Consider the following 15902-nt stretch of genomic DNA (forward strand, 5'->3'; position numbering starts at 1 on the left):
TTACTTGTTCTTGTTGGTGGGCGAAACCTTGAACCAGCGTACGGCACCACCGCGGGTGTGCAGCACCACAAAGTCAAGGCCCGACAAACTGAATTTCTCTCCGCGTTTGGGCACATGGCCCATCTCGTGCGCAATCAATCCGCCGATGGTGTCGAAGTCGTGTGTCTCTTCGTTTTCGACTTCGGGATTGAGCTTGACGCCAAAGGCTTCTGAGACGCGTTCGAGGGAGGTGTCGCCACTGACGCGGTAGGTTTGATCGGCCAAACCAAAGATGTCACCGGCGTCATCGTCAATGTCAAATTCATCTTCAATTTCGCCCACAATTTCTTCCAACACATCTTCAATGGTGATCAGACCAGCGGTGCGGCCAAACTCGTCAATGACCATGGCCAAGTGTTGGCGGTTGTAACGAAATTGACTGAGCAAATCGTTCAGGCCCTTGCTCTCGGGCACAAACACAACGGGTCGCAACAAGGCGCGAATATTGAGTTCGGGGGCGCGCTGCAACTTCAATAAATCTTTGGCCATCAAGATGCCAATGATGTTTTCACGATCGCCTTCGTACACCGGAAAACGCGAGTGCGCGGTGTCAATGATTTGGTTCAACATTTCATCGAAGGGCGCGTCAATGGACAACAACTCCATGCGCGGTGCAGCCACCATGGCATCGCCTGCTGTCATGTCGGCCATGCGAATGACGCCTTCCAACATGGCGCGGCTTTCGGCGTTAATGATGCGGTTGTCTTCGGCTTCTACGAGCGTCTCGATGAGCTCGTCTTTGGAGTCTGGGCCTGGGTGAATGAACTCGGCCAGTTTTTGCAGGAATGAGCGTTTGTCTTCGCGCGCAGGGTGAGGGTCGGACACAGTGTGGGTGGCAAATCGCCGTTGTTGCTAAGCCTCTAGGATAGCGGATTAAATGCCGGATTGGTGACGCGCGTCGCGCACGCCCCTTCTGACTTCCTGCAGCGTATGGAGAATTTGCATGAATTGTTTGGCGCGGGCCTTGATTTGAAAGTCCAAATCGGCCATACCCTCCTCCAGCAATTCATTCACCTGGCTGTCCAAATCGGCGACTGGCAAGCTTAAATAAGCATCGCTTTCGCTGCCATCGCGCTCCACACGGGCACCCGCTTTTTTGGCAATTTTGAGCATGGGCGTGTTTTCGCTAAGGGCATGAATGAACATCAAGGCCACGCCTTGGTTGCGGGCGTGCGTCATTGCGCGCTCGAAAAGTCTGGCTCCTAAGCCCCTGCCGCGCAAGCGCACATCCACCGACACCCCAAACTCGGCGCAGGCGGACCACTCGGGATCGACAGAAAACGCCAAATGGGCCATGGCCAAGATGTCTAGGCGCCGATTGAACACGCCATAAATGTCATCGCGCTCAAATTTGAGTTTGTTGACGTAGTTTTCAATTTGCTCGTCGGTGGCGGGGTAGCCAAAACGCAAGTAACGGTCTTGCGCGCCCAAACTTTGCAGGTGCGCAATGATTTTGGGGCGATGTTTTTCACTCAAGATTCGAATAGGAATCCAGCGTGTCCACCGCCGCCAGAGCGATTTTGTAAGTGCTTTGAATTGCTTCATAGGGTTTACACTTATATCAGGGGTAATGCCTCATGGCAAGGGCTATTCAGAATAGCGACAATGCTCACATTCCTAGGAGCAGTACATGGACAAGCTTTGGCTTAATAGTTATCCCGCCAACGTCAAACACGAAATCGACCCCAACGAATATGCGTCATTGACCGATTTGTTGAATCAAGCATTCCAAAAGCACGGCGACAGCCCCTTCTCGGTTTGCATGGAACGGTGGATGACCTACAAAGAGTTGGACCACCTGTCGCAAGCATTGGGCGCTTGGTTTCAAGCGCAGGGCTTAAAGCCAGGCGACCGGATTGCCATCATGCTGCCCAATGTGCCGCAGTTTGCTGTCACCATGGCCGCGGTTTTGCGAGCCGGCTACACCTGCGTCAACGTCAACCCCTTGTACACGGCGCGCGAACTAGAACATCAACTGAAAGACTCTGGCGCCACCGCCATTGTGATTTTGGAAAACTTTGCGCTAACTTTGTCAGAGGTCATAGAACGCACAGGCATTCAACACACAGTGCTGGCCTCGATGGGCGACTTGCTCGGCCCCTTCTATGGCCGATGGATCACGTTTGCAGTCAGGCATTTGGCCAAGATGGTGCCCGAGTTTGAGTTGCCATTGCATGAAAAGCACAAGGTCACCTCTTTCAAGCAAGCCATTGCCGAGGGCCGCCAAATGAGTTTCAAAGCGGTGTCACAAACTTTGGATGACATCGCATTTTTGCAATACACAGGTGGTACCACAGGTTTGTCCAAAGGTGCCGTACTCACTCATCGCAACATTGTGGCTTCTATCTTGCAGGCCGAAACTTGGTTTGCACCGGCCTTGGCCAGAATTCCCGATCTGCGCAAAGTCAACAGCATTGCGGCATTGCCGCTGTATCACATCTTTGCTTTAACGCTGTGTTTGCTGGCCATGCGTCAGGGCTCGCACCTCACCTTGGTTCCCAACCCCAGAGACTTTGCCAAGTTCATTGAGACGCTCAAGAAACGTCCCTTCCACTTGTTGCCTGGCGTGAACACATTGTTCAATGCTTTGTTGCAGCACCCCATGTTCAAGACCATTGACTTTTCACACCTGTGCCTGACTCAGGCTGGCGGTATGGCGGCGTCTGAAGGCACTGCGCGCGCATGGCAAGCGGCCACAGGTAGCGCCATGATTGAAGGTTGGGGCATGAGTGAAACCTGTGCCATTGGCACCAACAACCCAGTCACACGCTCCACATTCAGCGGCAACATTGGCTTGCCTTTGCCCAGCATTGACATGGCCATCAAAGATGAGGCGGGCAACAGCTTGCCTCAAGGCGCGTCAGGCGAGATTTGCATTCGCGGCCCCAACGTCATGGTGGGCTACTACAAGCAAGAAGCAGAAACCAAAAAAGCCTTCACCCCCGATGGCTACATGCGCACGGGTGACGTGGGCATCATGGACGAACAGGGCTACTTCAGAATTGTTGACCGCATCAAAGACATGATCATTGTCAGCGGCTTCAATGTGTTCCCTTCCGAATTAGAAAATGTCATTTCTTTGTGCCCAGGTGTTTTGGAGTGCGCTGTCATTGGCATACCCGACACGATGCAAGGCGAGACCATCAAGGTGTTTGTGGTTCGCAGCGACGGCATGCTGACCGAAGAAGCTGTGGCGCGCTATTGCCGTGACAACCTCACAGGTTACAAGCAACCGAAGTACATTGAATTCAGAGACGAATTGCCCAAGTCAAACGTCGGCAAAATTTTGCGCAGAGAATTAAGAACCAATACACATTGAATGTGATTTTCTGAAAATTGTGCAATGCGCTTGATGCCCCAACTCTGATGCAAAGTATTTTGAAGATACCCGGTTTGCAGTTCTTTGAACGCGGCTGGTTATCGGCCAACAACATTCTGTTGACCGATGCCAACTCCGCCACCTTGATTGACAGTGGCTATGTGACGCATCAAGACCAAACCGTAGCACTCATTGCCCACGCCTTGAACGGCCGTCAACTTGATCGATTGGTGAATACTCACTTACACAGCGATCACTGTGGTGGCAATGCGGTGCTTCAATCACAGTACCCCGATTTAAAAACTTTCATTCCACCAGGCGAAGCACCTGCCGTTGCTGTTTGGAATGAATCCGCCTTAAGTTACGAGCCCACTGGCCAACTTTGCCCTCGATTTAAATTTGATGGCTTGTTACAAGCGGGTCAAATTTTGCAACTGGCCAACTTAGATTGGCAAGTGATGGCTGCGCCTGGCCACGACCCCCACTCTGTTATTTTGTTTGAAGCTTCTCACAAGATATTGATTTCAGCCGATGCGCTGTGGGCCAATGGGTTTGGTGTTGTTTTTCCTGAGCTGGAGGGCATTTCAGCTTTTCAAGAAGTAGCCGATACGCTTGATTTGATTGAGTCGCTTCAGCCTGAATGGGTCATTCCAGGCCATGGGGCTATTTTTCAAGATGTTGATTTGGCCTTGTCCAATGCCAGAAAAAAACTCGACGGGTTTGTCAGGAATTCTGAAAAGCACGCTCGCTATGGCGCCAAAGTTTTATTGAAATACAAACTGCTTGAATTGAACCAAGTTCAGAAGTCAGATTTCATGACATGGGCTGCCAATATTCGTTATATCCAAGCATTGCACAGCATGCATGCCCCCCATTTGCAAGTAGATGAGTGGCTTGATGAGTTGCTATTGGATTTAGAGCGCAGCAAGGCGCTGGCATTTAAAGACGTCTCTCAAGAAAAATGGCTTGTTAACTTGTAAGTTACACGGCCATTACGCTTCCAAAGAAGCTAAACGCAATAGTCAAGCAAAAAATTTAGACGAAAAAAAACGCCCCATATTTCTATGGGGCGTTTCTCGCTATAAGAGCCTGACGATGTCCTACTTTCACACGGGAACCCGCACTATCATCGGCGCTGAATCGTTTCACTGTCCTGTTCGGGATGGGAAGGAGTGGTACCAATTCGCTATGGTCATCAGGCAAAACTTTTGTGCTCGTCTGACCACCACGGTCAAACCAGCAAATTCACAGAGTTCGAATTAGATCGGCTTTTCAGCCATATTTTGAATGCGTCAAACTTGGCATAACTTCCTTGATCATGAAGTTGCCTACCTGAATATTTCCAAGCAAACAACCGATCAAAGTTATAGGGTCAAGCCGCACGAGCAATTAGTATCAGTTAGCTTAACGCATTACTGCGCTTCCACACCTGACCTATCAACGTCCTGGTCTTGAACGACTCTTTAGGGGGCTCAAGGCCCCGGCAGATCTCATCTTGAAACGAGTTTCCCGCTTAGATGCTTTCAGCGGTTATCTCTTCCACACTTAGCTACTCGGCAATGCCACTGGCGTGACAACCGATACACCAGAGGTGTGTCCACTCCGGTCCTCTCGTACTAGGAGCAGGCTTCCTCAAATCTGCAGCGCCCACGGAAGATAGGGACCAAACTGTCTCACGACGTTTTAAACCCAGCTCACGTACCTCTTTAAATGGCGAACAGCCATACCCTTGGGACCGGCTACAGCCCCAGGATGAGATGAGCCGACATCGAGGTGCCAAACACCGCCGTCGATATGAACTCTTGGGCGGTATCAGCCTGTTATCCCCAGAGTACCTTTTATCCGTTGAGCGATGGCCCTTCCATACAGAACCACCGGATCACTATGTCCTGCTTTCGCATCTGCTCGACTTGTCAGTCTCGCAGTTAAGCACGCTTATGCCATTGCACTATTATCACGATGTCCGACCGTAACTAGCGTACCTTCGAACTCCTCCGTTACACTTTGGGAGGAGACCGCCCCAGTCAAACTGCCTACCATGCACTGTCCCCGATCCAGATAATGGACCTAGGTTAGAACCTCAAACACACCAGGGTGGTATTTCAACGTTGGCTCCACCGAAACTAGCGTTCCGGCTTCAAAGCCTCCCACCTATCCTACACAGATCTGTTCAAAGTCCAATACAAAGCTACAGTAAAGGTTCATGGGGTCTTTCCGTCTTTCCGCGGGGAGATTGCATCATCACAAACATTTCAACTTCGCTGAGTCTCTGGAGGAGACAGTGTGGCCATCGTTACGCCATTCGTGCAGGTCGGAACTTACCCGACAAGGAATTTCGCTACCTTAGGACCGTTATAGTTACGGCCGCCGTTTACTGGGACTTCAATCAAGAGCTTGCACCCCATCATTTAATCTTCCAGCACCGGGCAGGCGTCACACCCTATACGTCCACTTTCGTGTTTGCAGAGTGCTGTGTTTTTATTAAACAGTCGCAGCCACCGATTTTTTGCAACCCCATTGGGCTCCCTCTGTTCGAGTTCACCTACTAGGGGCATACCTTCTCCCGAAGTTACGGTATCAATTTGCCGAGTTCCTTCTCCAGAGTTCTCTCAAGCGCCTTAGAATACTCATCTCGCGCACCAGTGTCGGTTTGCGGTACGGTCGTTACAAGCTGAAGCTTAGTGGCTTTTCCTGGAAGCAGGGTATCACTCAGTTCGTGTGCAAGCACACTCCTTATCACCCCTCATCTAAGCCCGGCGGATTTGCCTACCGGGCATGACTACAGGCTTGAACCAACATATCCAACAGTTGGCTGAGCTAACCTTCTCCGTCCCCACATCGCACTTGTAATCGGTACAGGAATATTGACCTGTTTCCCATCAGCTACGCATCTCTGCCTCGCCTTAGGGGCCGACTCACTCTACGCCGATGAACGTTGCGTAGAAAACCTTGCGCTTACGGCGAGGGGGCTTTTCACCCCCTTTAACGCTACTCATGTCAGCATTCGCACTTCTGATACCTCCAGCATCCTTTACAAGACACCTTCACAGGCCTACAGAACGCTCTCCTACCACTTGCAATAAATTGCAAATCCGCAGCTTCGGTAACTGGCTTAGCCCCGTTACATCTTCCGCGCAGGACGACTCGATCAGTGAGCTATTACGCTTTCTTTAAATGATGGCTGCTTCTAAGCCAACATCCTGACTGTTTTAGCCTTCCCACTTCGTTTCCCACTTAGCCAATTTTAGGGACCTTAGCTGGCGGTCTGGGTTGTTTCCCTCTTGAGTCCGGACGTTAGCACCCGGTGCTCTGTCTCCCAAGCTGTACTCGACGGTATTCGGAGTTTGCCTTGGTTTGGTAAGTCGCCATGACCCCCTAGCCAAAACAGTGCTCTACCCCCGTCGGTAATACTTGAGGCACTACCTAAATAGTTTTCGGAGAGAACCAGCTATTTCCAAGTTTGTTTAGCCTTTCACCCCTATCCACAGGTCATCCGCTAATTTTGCAACATTAGTCGGTTCGGACCTCCAGTACCTGTTACGGCACCTTCATCCTGCCCATGGATAGATCACTTGGTTTCGGGTCTACACCCAGCGACTATGACGCCCTATTCGGACTCGATTTCTCTACGGCTTCCCTATTCGGTTAACCTTGCCACTGAATGTAAGTCGCTGACCCATTATACAAAAGGTACGCAGTCACCCCTTGCGAGGCTCCTACTTTTTGTAAGCACACGGTTTCAGGATCTATTTCACTCCCCTCCCGGGGTTCTTTTCGCCTTTCCCTCACGGTACTTGTTCACTATCGGTCAATGATGAGTATTTAGCCTTGGAGGATGGTCCCCCCATATTCAGACAGGATTTCTCGTGTCCCGCCCTACTTGTCGTTAACTTAGTACCACACGTTCCTTTTCGCATACGGGACTATCACCCCCTACGGTCAGCCTTTCCAGACTGTTTTGCTAAAGATCGTGCTATCACTAACAGGCTCTTCCAATTTCGCTCGCCACTACTTTCGGAATCTCGGTTGATGTCTTTTCCTCGAGCTACTGAGATGTTTCAGTTCACCCGGTTCGCCTCGCATACCTATGTATTCAGTATGCGATACCCCTAAGGGTGGGTTTCCCCATTCAGAAATCTCCGGATCAAAGCTTATTTGCCAGCTCCCCGAAGCTTATCGCAGGCTTTCACGTCTTTCGTCGCCTATCATTGCCAAGGCATCCACCATGTGCTCTTAGTCACTTGACCCTATAACTTTGATTTCTCTTTCGAGATTTCATCGTTTATTTCAAGGACTGATTGTCAGGTCTTTCACCTGACGCGTTATGCCGTAATGTGAATAACTCTTTGACACAGACATTGCTGCCTATATCGAGAACTTTATTCGTCATTACTGAATTCAAACTAGGTTTGAATATTCGTTTTGACGCAATCAAAAATCTCGTCATTAAGGGCACGGTCTGCACTAAACCTTTACGAATGTGCAGTTTCCCTTAATGACATCTAATTCGACTCTATGAATTTTTAAAGAACAGCCGTGAGTCTTGCGACTCTTTGTTAATTGATAGATACCAACCAACACCAAAATAGCCTTTGTTAAAGCAATTTTGGTTTTGAATGAAATCATCAATACGATAAGTAATTGGTGGAGGATGACGGGATCGAACCGACGACCCCCTGCTTGCAAAGCAGGTGCTCTCCCAGCTGAGCTAATCCCCCGTTTATTATTATGCGTCTTGTGTGAAAGGACTGGTGGGTCTGGTTGGTCTCGAACCAACGACCCCCGCCTTATCAAGACGGTGCTCTAACCAACTGAGCTACAGACCCAAGCCGGTCGCGTCTTGCACCAGCATTAAGCCAATGTCGTCGGCGACAACCTTCCAACAACCGATAAGTGTGAGCGTTCAATTTAGATTGCAGTTTTTCCAGAAAGGAGGTGATCCAGCCGCACCTTCCGATACGGCTACCTTGTTACGACTTCACCCCAGTCACGAACCCTGCCGTGGTAATCGCCCTCCTTGCGGTTAGGCTAACTACTTCTGGCAGAACCCGCTCCCATGGTGTGACGGGCGGTGTGTACAAGACCCGGGAACGTATTCACCGTGACATTCTGATCCACGATTACTAGCGATTCCGACTTCACGCAGTCGAGTTGCAGACTGCGATCCGGACTACGACTGGTTTTATGGGATTAGCTCCCCCTCGCGGGTTGGCAACCCTTTGTACCAGCCATTGTATGACGTGTGTAGCCCCACCTATAAGGGCCATGAGGACTTGACGTCATCCCCACCTTCCTCCGGTTTGTCACCGGCAGTCTCATTAGAGTGCCCAACTAAATGTAGCAACTAATGACAAGGGTTGCGCTCGTTGCGGGACTTAACCCAACATCTCACGACACGAGCTGACGACAGCCATGCAGCACCTGTGTTACGGTTCTCTTTCGAGCACAAATCCATCTCTGGATCCTTCCGTACATGTCAAAGGTGGGTAAGGTTTTTCGCGTTGCATCGAATTAAACCACATCATCCACCGCTTGTGCGGGTCCCCGTCAATTCCTTTGAGTTTCAACCTTGCGGCCGTACTCCCCAGGCGGTCAACTTCACGCGTTAGCTTCGTTACTGAGTCAGTTAAGACCCAACAACCAGTTGACATCGTTTAGGGCGTGGACTACCAGGGTATCTAATCCTGTTTGCTCCCCACGCTTTCGTGCATGAGCGTCAGTACAGGTCCAGGGGATTGCCTTCGCCATCGGTGTTCCTCCGCATATCTACGCATTTCACTGCTACACGCGGAATTCCATCCCCCTCTACCGTACTCTAGCTATACAGTCTCAAATGCAGTTCCCAGGTTGAGCCCGGGGATTTCACATCTGACTTATATAACCGCCTGCGCACGCTTTACGCCCAGTAATTCCGATTAACGCTTGCACCCTACGTATTACCGCGGCTGCTGGCACGTAGTTAGCCGGTGCTTATTCTTACAGTACCGTCATGAGCCCCTAGTATTAATAGAGACCTTTTCGTTCTGTACAAAAGCAGTTTACAACCCGAGGGCCTTCATCCTGCACGCGGAATGGCTGGATCAGGCTTTCGCCCATTGTCCAAAATTCCCCACTGCTGCCTCCCGTAGGAGTCTGGACCGTGTCTCAGTTCCAGTGTGGCTGGTCGTCCTCTCAGACCAGCTACAGATCGTTGGCTTGGTAGGCCTTTACCCTACCAACTACCTAATCTGATATCGGCCGCTCCAATCGCGCGAGGTCTTGCGATCCCCCGCTTTCATCCTTAGATCGTATGCGGTATTAGCGTAATTTTCACTACGTTATCCCCCACGACTGGGCACGTTCCGATATATTACTCACCCGTTCGCCACTCTCGAGGGGTTGCCCCCTCTACCGTTCGACTTGCATGTGTAAAGCATTCCGCCAGCGTTCAATCTGAGCCAGGATCAAACTCTATAGTTCGATCTTGAATTTTTTCGCTCTTTCGAGCAACTCATAAAAACGGAATTGAAGTGAACTTCACTTCTATTCTCATGAGCGTTTGTAAGTCAGTTAAGACTTAGTTCCGTAGAACTTGGCAATCGCCATCAAACGCCCACGCTTATCGGCTGTATATTTTTAAAGATCTCTTGCGCAACTTGCGAACACTGAGTGTCGTTTTGTTGCACTGCGCTGCGATCAGCGAAGCCTTGCAGTGTAGCACTATTTTCAAGTACTTTTGATGAATCTTAAAAAATTTTCAAAACTTTTTAATTTTCTTCAAACTGCTCGGGGCTTATTCCGATTTGCTGAGCTGGTTGAAATTAATTCAATTCATTTCAGCGAAGCCTTGCAGTCTAGCACGGTTTTTTGTGCCCGGTGAAAAAAATTTTAACTTTTTTCACTTTTTTTAAAAACTTGCTTGGCCGAAGCTTTTGCGCTGTCTTTAAAAGCCTCTGCAGGCTTCTTCAGTTGCCGTCTTCTTCGTTAACTGCTTTCACAGCGCCTGTAGACGTTTACTGCTTTGCTAATCAACTTGTGTTTTTTAGCGAAGACCGCGACTATAGCACAGCTTTTTTAGAGCGCGCAAGTCTTTTGCAAAAAATTTTCTCTAGGCAATGATAATCAAGACATGGCTCTTATCACACTCTTAGACGCGTCACTGGCTTTTGGCCACGTGGCCCTCCTTGATCACGCAGACTTTGCCCTCGAAACTTCAGAGCGCATTGGCTTAATTGGTCGCAACGGCACAGGCAAATCTTCTTTCCTCAAGATCCTTGCAGGCATGGAGCATGCCGATGACGGCACCTTGCACATTCAACAGGGCATCCGTATTGCTTATGTGGCGCAAGAGCCATCCCTCAATCCAGAGGACAGTATTTTTGAATCTGTACAAAGGGGCTTGGCCCCTGTGCTGCAGCTCATTGAAGACTACAGCAACTGCGTCGGCGATTTGGATCAACTGCAAAGTCAAATTGAATCGCTTGATGGCTGGGGCTGGGAGCAGCGCGTCGATGAAACATTGCATCGTCTGCATTTAGATCCCACCGCCAAAGTAGGCACCTTGTCCGGTGGCAATCGCAAACGTGTTGCGCTGGCACAAGCATTGGTCACGCATCCCGATGTATTGTTACTGGATGAACCCACCAACCATTTGGATTTAGATTCCATTGCTTGGCTGGAGCAACTGCTTATCGATTTCAAAGGCAGTGTGGTGGCCATCACGCACGACCGCGCTTTCTTGGACCGCATTGCCACCTGCATTTTGGAATTAGACCGTGGCCGCATGCGTAGCTACCCTGGCAATTTTGCGCAGTATCAAATTAACAAAGAAGAACAACTGGCTCAAGAGGCTGTCATCAGCGCCAAGGCCGATAAGTTGTTGGCGCAAGAAGAAGTGTGGATTCGCAAAGGCGTAGAGGCGCGCCGCACCCGCAGCCAAAGCAGAATTGTGCGTTTAGAAAATTTGCGCGCCACACGCAGCGCTCGCCGAGAGCAAGTGGGCCGTGTGCGAATGGAAGTAGCCTCTGGCGCGCCAAGCGGCAAGCTGGTGGCAGAGCTGACCGACGTATGCAAAAGCTTTGTGTCGCCCGATGGTGAGACCAAAGTCATTGTGAAAGACTTCACGGCCACCTTGTTGCGCGGCGACAAGATTGGCTTGCTGGGCCCCAATGGCGCTGGCAAAACAACGCTGCTCAAAATGATCCTGGGTGAATTGGCCGCTGACAGTGGCAGCATTCGCCAAGGCGCCAATTTGCAAGTGGCCTACTTTGACCAAATGCGCAACGCTTTGGATTTGGAGGCATCACTCGAAGACTTCATCAGCCCAGGCAGTGAATGGATCGAGATTGGCAACAAGCGCCAGCACGTCAAAAGTTATTTGGGCGACTTCTTGTTTTCACCCGCGCGCGCTACGTCGCCTGTCAAGTCTTTGTCGGGTGGTGAGCGCAACCGGTTGCTGTTGGCGCGCTTGTTTGCAAGGCCCGCCAATGTGCTGGTGTTGGACGAGCCCACCAACGATTTGGACATCGACACCTTGGAGTTGTTAGAAGAGTTGCTGCAAGACTACGAAGGCACCGTCTTCTTAGTGAGCCACGACCGCGCCTTTATGGACAACGTCGTGACCAGCATCATTGCCTGCGAAGCCACCGACGACAAACCAGGCTTCTGGCGCGAATACGAAGGCTCCGTTCAAGATTGGTTAACGCAATCACAGCGCAGCCAAGCAATTCTGCAAGCGCAAAACAAATTGGCGGCCAACAACGCCCCCAAGACGCCACAAATTGAACCCGCGCCAGCAGCAGCGCCGGCACCCATTAGCAAGCCAAAGTCCAGCGTGAAGCTGAGCTACAAAGAACAAAAAGAACTCGAGGGGCTGCCTGGGCTGATTGAATCCCTAGAGAAAGAGCAACAAGAGATTCGCGAAGCCATAGCAGACAGCAGTTTGTTTGCCAAAGATCCTGCCAAAGCTACCGCCATGTTTGCACGTGATGCACAAATTGACGAAGCCTTGTTGGCCGCCCTCGAGCGCTGGGAAGTGCTTTCTGCCGCATGAGCGTCCTGAGCCCTGAGGAATTGACGGCGCTCTTGGTGTTGTCGACTGCGGCGAGTTTCACGCCCGGACCCAACACGGCTTTGTCGACGGCCATTGCAGCCAATCAGGGCTTGCGCTCGGCCATGAAGTTCATTGTGTCTGTGCCGGTTGGCTGGGGCTTGCTGCTAACGCTTTGCATGGTGGGGGTGGGGCAATTGGTCTTGGCGGCACCCGCCTTGCGATGGCTCATCATGCTGGGCGGTACGTCTTATTTGTTGTGGCTGGCCTTCAAGCTTTGGGGCACACAACAATTGGCTCAGGCCGACACCCAAAGATTGAACATCACATTTTTGCAAGGTGTGGCCGTCCAGTTTTTGAACATCAAGGCCTGGATGTTGGCTTTGTCGGTGGTGGCGGGCTGGGTGGTCGGCAAAGACAATACTTTAGAGCGCTGTCTGTTTTTGCTGCCCATCATGATGGGATTTGGTTTGAGCAGCAACTTAGCCTACGCTTTGGTTGGCAGCTTGCTGCGAGATTGGCTCTCGCGTGGTCGTCGCTTGCTGATTTTTAATCGCAGCATGGCTTTGGCCTTGGTCATCACGGCCATCTGGATGTTTCAAAGCGGTCTTTGATTCTGTGGCTTAACAGTCGTTGGCATCAACTTGGCGACAGTGAATGTGCCCAATTCACTTTAGACTTTCCGCATGGGACAACTGATACTCGTGCGTCATGGCCAAGCTTCTTTCGGCGCAGAAGACTACGACCAACTGAGCGACTTGGGCAAACGCCAAGGCTATCGCTTGGGTGAATATTGGCGAGAGGCCAGTCAAACAGCTGCGCGCGCCAAAGAGCTTCAGTTTGATGCGGTGCTGATCGGCAGTCTTAAACGCCATCGCCAAACCTGGGAAGCCATTGCGGAAGGTGCAGGCCTTCAGATGGCCCCCGAAATATGGCCAGGCTTGAACGAATACGACAGCCATGCACTGATTGAAACGGTGCATCCCGAGCCTTTGGCCAAGCCCGATACACCCGAGATGTACAAGCACCACTTCCGCTTGTTACGCACTGCTTTACAAAAGTGGATGGCCGGTGAAACTCAACCGAAAGGCATGCCCAGCTTTGCAGAGTTTTCTGGTGGTATTCAAGCTGTGCTGAAACATGTGCGGGAAACACATCAGGGGCGGGTGCTGATTGTTTCAAGTGGTGGCCCGATTGCGACGGCCGTGAGTCAGGTCTTATCGGCCCCCTCAGAAACAGCCATTGAACTGAATTTAAGAATTCGCAACACGGCGGTGACTGAATTTGCGTTCACGCCCAAACGCCACATGCTGCTGTCTTACAACAACTTGCCGCACTTAGATAAGGCCCCTCATCAAGACTGGGTGACTTATTCTTGACACGAGGCTTTCAAAAGCCCCCAATTTTTGTAGTGTTTTCACCGATAGAGGCGCTTTCAAATCCTTGTAAGAATGCCTATCATGCAAGTCGCACCCTCGTCTTTTTTGCAACGCTTCCAAGTGGAGGGCGTGACGGTAGGCGGGTGCAGTGCCGAAGAATGCCGTACTTTTTTTGCCGCCCACGGCATTGAAGAAGAAATTCAAATACGGCCTAGCTCAGGCGCCTTGCAATGCCGAATGAGCGATGCATGGATGGCCGTTTTTGCGCCTGACAACAACACCCTGTCTTTCCATGCCATTGCCACCCAAATTTCTCAAGAAATTTTGTGGGCCTTGTTGGTCAGCCCAGTCGGCTTTGAATTCAAATCGCTAGAAGCCTTGGCCAGTAGCGTGCGCGTTCGCAAAAACATTGCACTAGCGGCCCGCAAAACCGCTTTGGCCTTCAAAACCGAAGCGGCCGAAAGACCCGAGGCGTATTGGCACTACGAAGAAGAAGCTGGTTTTATTTTGCAGCCAGGCCAGTGCTTGATTGATGCCTTGGTCAGCGCGACTCAACCCGAAGCCACAGGCAAGCTTTACGATTTTTCCTGTTACCGCGCCAGCGAGTACGTGATTTTGTTGGGTTTGGCCCAAGAGGCGTCAAACCACAACTCGCCGCTGCTCACAGATTTGCAAAAACTCAATGAGATTCATGCCGTGCGGTCGGGACTGTTTCACGATGTCTATTTACATGAATACGGCACCCTAGAAAAGCCTTTACCCAGCCATTTCTTTGTCCCTGGCGATCGCCTTTGGTTTCGAAACCCCGACGAAGCCTCTTCGGATGTCACTGGCTACGAAGGCTCGTGGGTCATTTACATGGGCAGCGGCTTGTTCAGCAACTTTTGGAAACGCGACCAGCCCTATAGCTTGTTGGCCAAATGCGTCGAAATTTATCACTGGCGAGATGGCCTGCAAACCGACTCTGAGGGTGAGAAGTGGATGGACGAAAGCGTGGTGGAAGCACGCATGGCCGACACCATGCGCAACCCGACAAAGTTAAAGCGCGTCCTTGAACGCATGATGAAAATGCGCGATCCCAAAGGCGTTTATGCGGATGGCGGGTGCTTGGATTCAACCCGTGAATATCCCAAGCAAATTTTCCCGGGCAGCAACGAATTGCGTCTGCCGTCTTATTAAGAATTCTATTAAGCAGTCAGCTTAAGGCTTGAGCGTGTCTGCTGGCAGCTGATCTATTTCCACGAACAACTGCGCCAAGGATTGGCCCGCGGCATTCAGCAAGGCCTGACCCTTTTCGGACGTGGCTGCTGCTGCATTGCCGGCTGCACCAGCAGGGTTGTAGTCTTGCATTTGCCAAGCCAGCTTGGCGCTTTTGCCGTTGCCCAAAATAGGGAACTGTGCAGCCCGATCTTCGGAAGATGACCTGAAGTTTTTGGCTTGGTCCATACGGACCGCTTGGGGCTTGAGGGCCAGCATGACCGATGTTTCGACATCTCCTGCATGCACCCCAAAGCGGTGTTCGTGGTCAGAAAACAGCGCGTTCAAATCTTGACCCTGCGCGTCAAGCAAAGGCAATTGGTACCAATTGACGCAGTACACCAACATGCCCAAACGCGCCCGCAAATCGCGCGCCACCACATCCATGGCACCCACATGGCCGCCGTGGGCATTGAACAGGACCAATTTGTGAATACCAGCGGCTTTGACCGATTCAGCGATGTCGGTCCACAAACGAATGAGGGTTTCGGGCTTCAGGGTGAGGGTACCCGCAAATGCTGCGTGCTCTGGACTGAGGCCCACCGCTTGGGTTGGCAAAAAATAAACAGGCAGGCTAGAGGCCTTGGTTTGCAACACGCTCACGCTGCGGGCAATGACCGCATTGACAATGTCGGTATCGACCGACAAGGGCAGGTGCGGGCCGTGTTGCTCGGTGGCCGCCAGTGGCAAGACCGCAATGGCGCGCGACTTGTCCATGCCCGCAAAGTCTTGGGTGTTTAAATCTGACCAAAAATGGGTGTTGAGTGACATGGGAAGCCTGTTGACTAGGGTGTCAGTTTAATAGACTGGCGGTCCTGGGGAAAAGAATTTCGGGTGTAGAGTGTCGTAATTCTTTCTCTGGCCAGCATCTGATGTTCGT

Annotated in this window: 9 protein-coding genes, 2 tRNA genes and 3 rRNA genes; 6 read left to right on the forward strand and 8 right to left on the reverse strand. The window is 51.2% G+C overall.

What is annotated here, in order from left to right; genetic code table 11:
• Both AMM03_RS06270 and AMM03_RS06275 read right to left on the reverse strand, forming a co-directional pair.
• Complete coding sequence (locus tag AMM03_RS06270) at positions 1-864, reverse strand: HlyC/CorC family transporter (RefSeq protein ID WP_090129647.1); 864 nt, start codon at positions 862-864, stop codon at positions 1-3.
• A gap of 48 nt (positions 865-912) precedes the next feature.
• Positions 913-1584, reverse strand: coding sequence for a GNAT family N-acetyltransferase (locus AMM03_RS06275; protein WP_194942805.1), 672 nt, complete (start codon positions 1582-1584; stop codon positions 913-915).
• Positions 1585-1669: 85 nt separating this feature from the next.
• Between AMM03_RS06275 and AMM03_RS06280 the strand changes: the two genes are divergently transcribed.
• Together AMM03_RS06280 and AMM03_RS06285 are read left to right on the forward strand one after the other, a co-directional pair.
• Complete coding sequence (locus AMM03_RS06280) at positions 1670-3358, forward strand: AMP-binding protein (RefSeq protein WP_090129651.1); 1689 nt, start codon at positions 1670-1672, stop codon at positions 3356-3358.
• Positions 3359-3405: 47 nt separating this feature from the next.
• A complete protein-coding gene (locus AMM03_RS06285) occupies positions 3406-4338 on the forward strand; it encodes an MBL fold metallo-hydrolase (RefSeq protein WP_090129653.1) in 933 nt (310 codons plus the stop codon).
• 107 nt (positions 4339-4445) lie between these two features.
• Here the strand turns inward: AMM03_RS06285 and rrf are convergent.
• From rrf to AMM03_RS06310, 5 genes are all read right to left on the reverse strand, one after another.
• Positions 4446-4558 (reverse strand): 5S ribosomal RNA (gene rrf, locus AMM03_RS06290).
• Between the two features lie 168 nt (positions 4559-4726).
• A 23S ribosomal RNA gene (locus AMM03_RS06295) occupies positions 4727-7605 on the reverse strand.
• Between the two features lie 395 nt (positions 7606-8000).
• Positions 8001-8076: transfer RNA gene (locus AMM03_RS06300), tRNA-Ala, on the reverse strand.
• A 31-nt stretch (positions 8077-8107) separates the two neighbouring features.
• Positions 8108-8184, reverse strand: a tRNA-Ile gene (locus AMM03_RS06305).
• Between the two features lie 102 nt (positions 8185-8286).
• A 16S ribosomal RNA gene (locus AMM03_RS06310) occupies positions 8287-9817 on the reverse strand.
• The 16S, 23S and 5S rRNA genes sit together here with 2 tRNA genes alongside, the layout of an rRNA operon.
• Before the next feature lie 649 nt (positions 9818-10466).
• Between AMM03_RS06310 and AMM03_RS06320 the strand changes: the two genes are divergently transcribed.
• The 4 genes from AMM03_RS06320 to AMM03_RS06335 all read left to right on the forward strand — a co-directional run bounded on the left by AMM03_RS06320 (position 10467) and on the right by AMM03_RS06335 (position 14944).
• Entirely contained in the window at positions 10467-12389 is a 1923-nt protein-coding gene (locus AMM03_RS06320) for an ATP-binding cassette domain-containing protein (protein ID WP_090129657.1), read from the forward strand.
• Positions 12386-13000 (forward strand): LysE family translocator, encoded by a 615-nt coding sequence (locus AMM03_RS06325; protein ID WP_369793669.1) that lies wholly within the window; start codon positions 12386-12388, stop codon positions 12998-13000. Before AMM03_RS06320 ends, AMM03_RS06325 begins: the two co-directional genes overlap by 4 nt.
• A 72-nt stretch (positions 13001-13072) precedes the next feature.
• Positions 13073-13765, forward strand: coding sequence for a histidine phosphatase family protein (locus AMM03_RS06330; protein ID WP_090129659.1), 693 nt, complete (start codon positions 13073-13075; stop codon positions 13763-13765).
• An 81-nt stretch (positions 13766-13846) separates the two neighbouring features.
• Positions 13847-14944, forward strand: a complete 1098-nt coding sequence (locus AMM03_RS06335) for a hypothetical protein (protein WP_194942806.1) — start codon at positions 13847-13849, stop codon at positions 14942-14944.
• Positions 14945-14965: 21 nt separating this feature from the next.
• Here the strand turns inward: AMM03_RS06335 and AMM03_RS06340 are convergent, their stop codons facing one another.
• Positions 14966-15793: a creatininase family protein gene (locus AMM03_RS06340; RefSeq protein ID WP_090129662.1), complete on the reverse strand. Its 828-nt coding sequence runs from the start codon at positions 15791-15793 to the stop codon at positions 14966-14968.
• Positions 15794-15902: the final 109 nt, after the last annotated feature.

Source organism: Limnohabitans sp. Rim11 (assembly GCF_001269365.1).
GTDB lineage: Bacteria > Pseudomonadota > Gammaproteobacteria > Burkholderiales > Burkholderiaceae_C > Limnohabitans_A.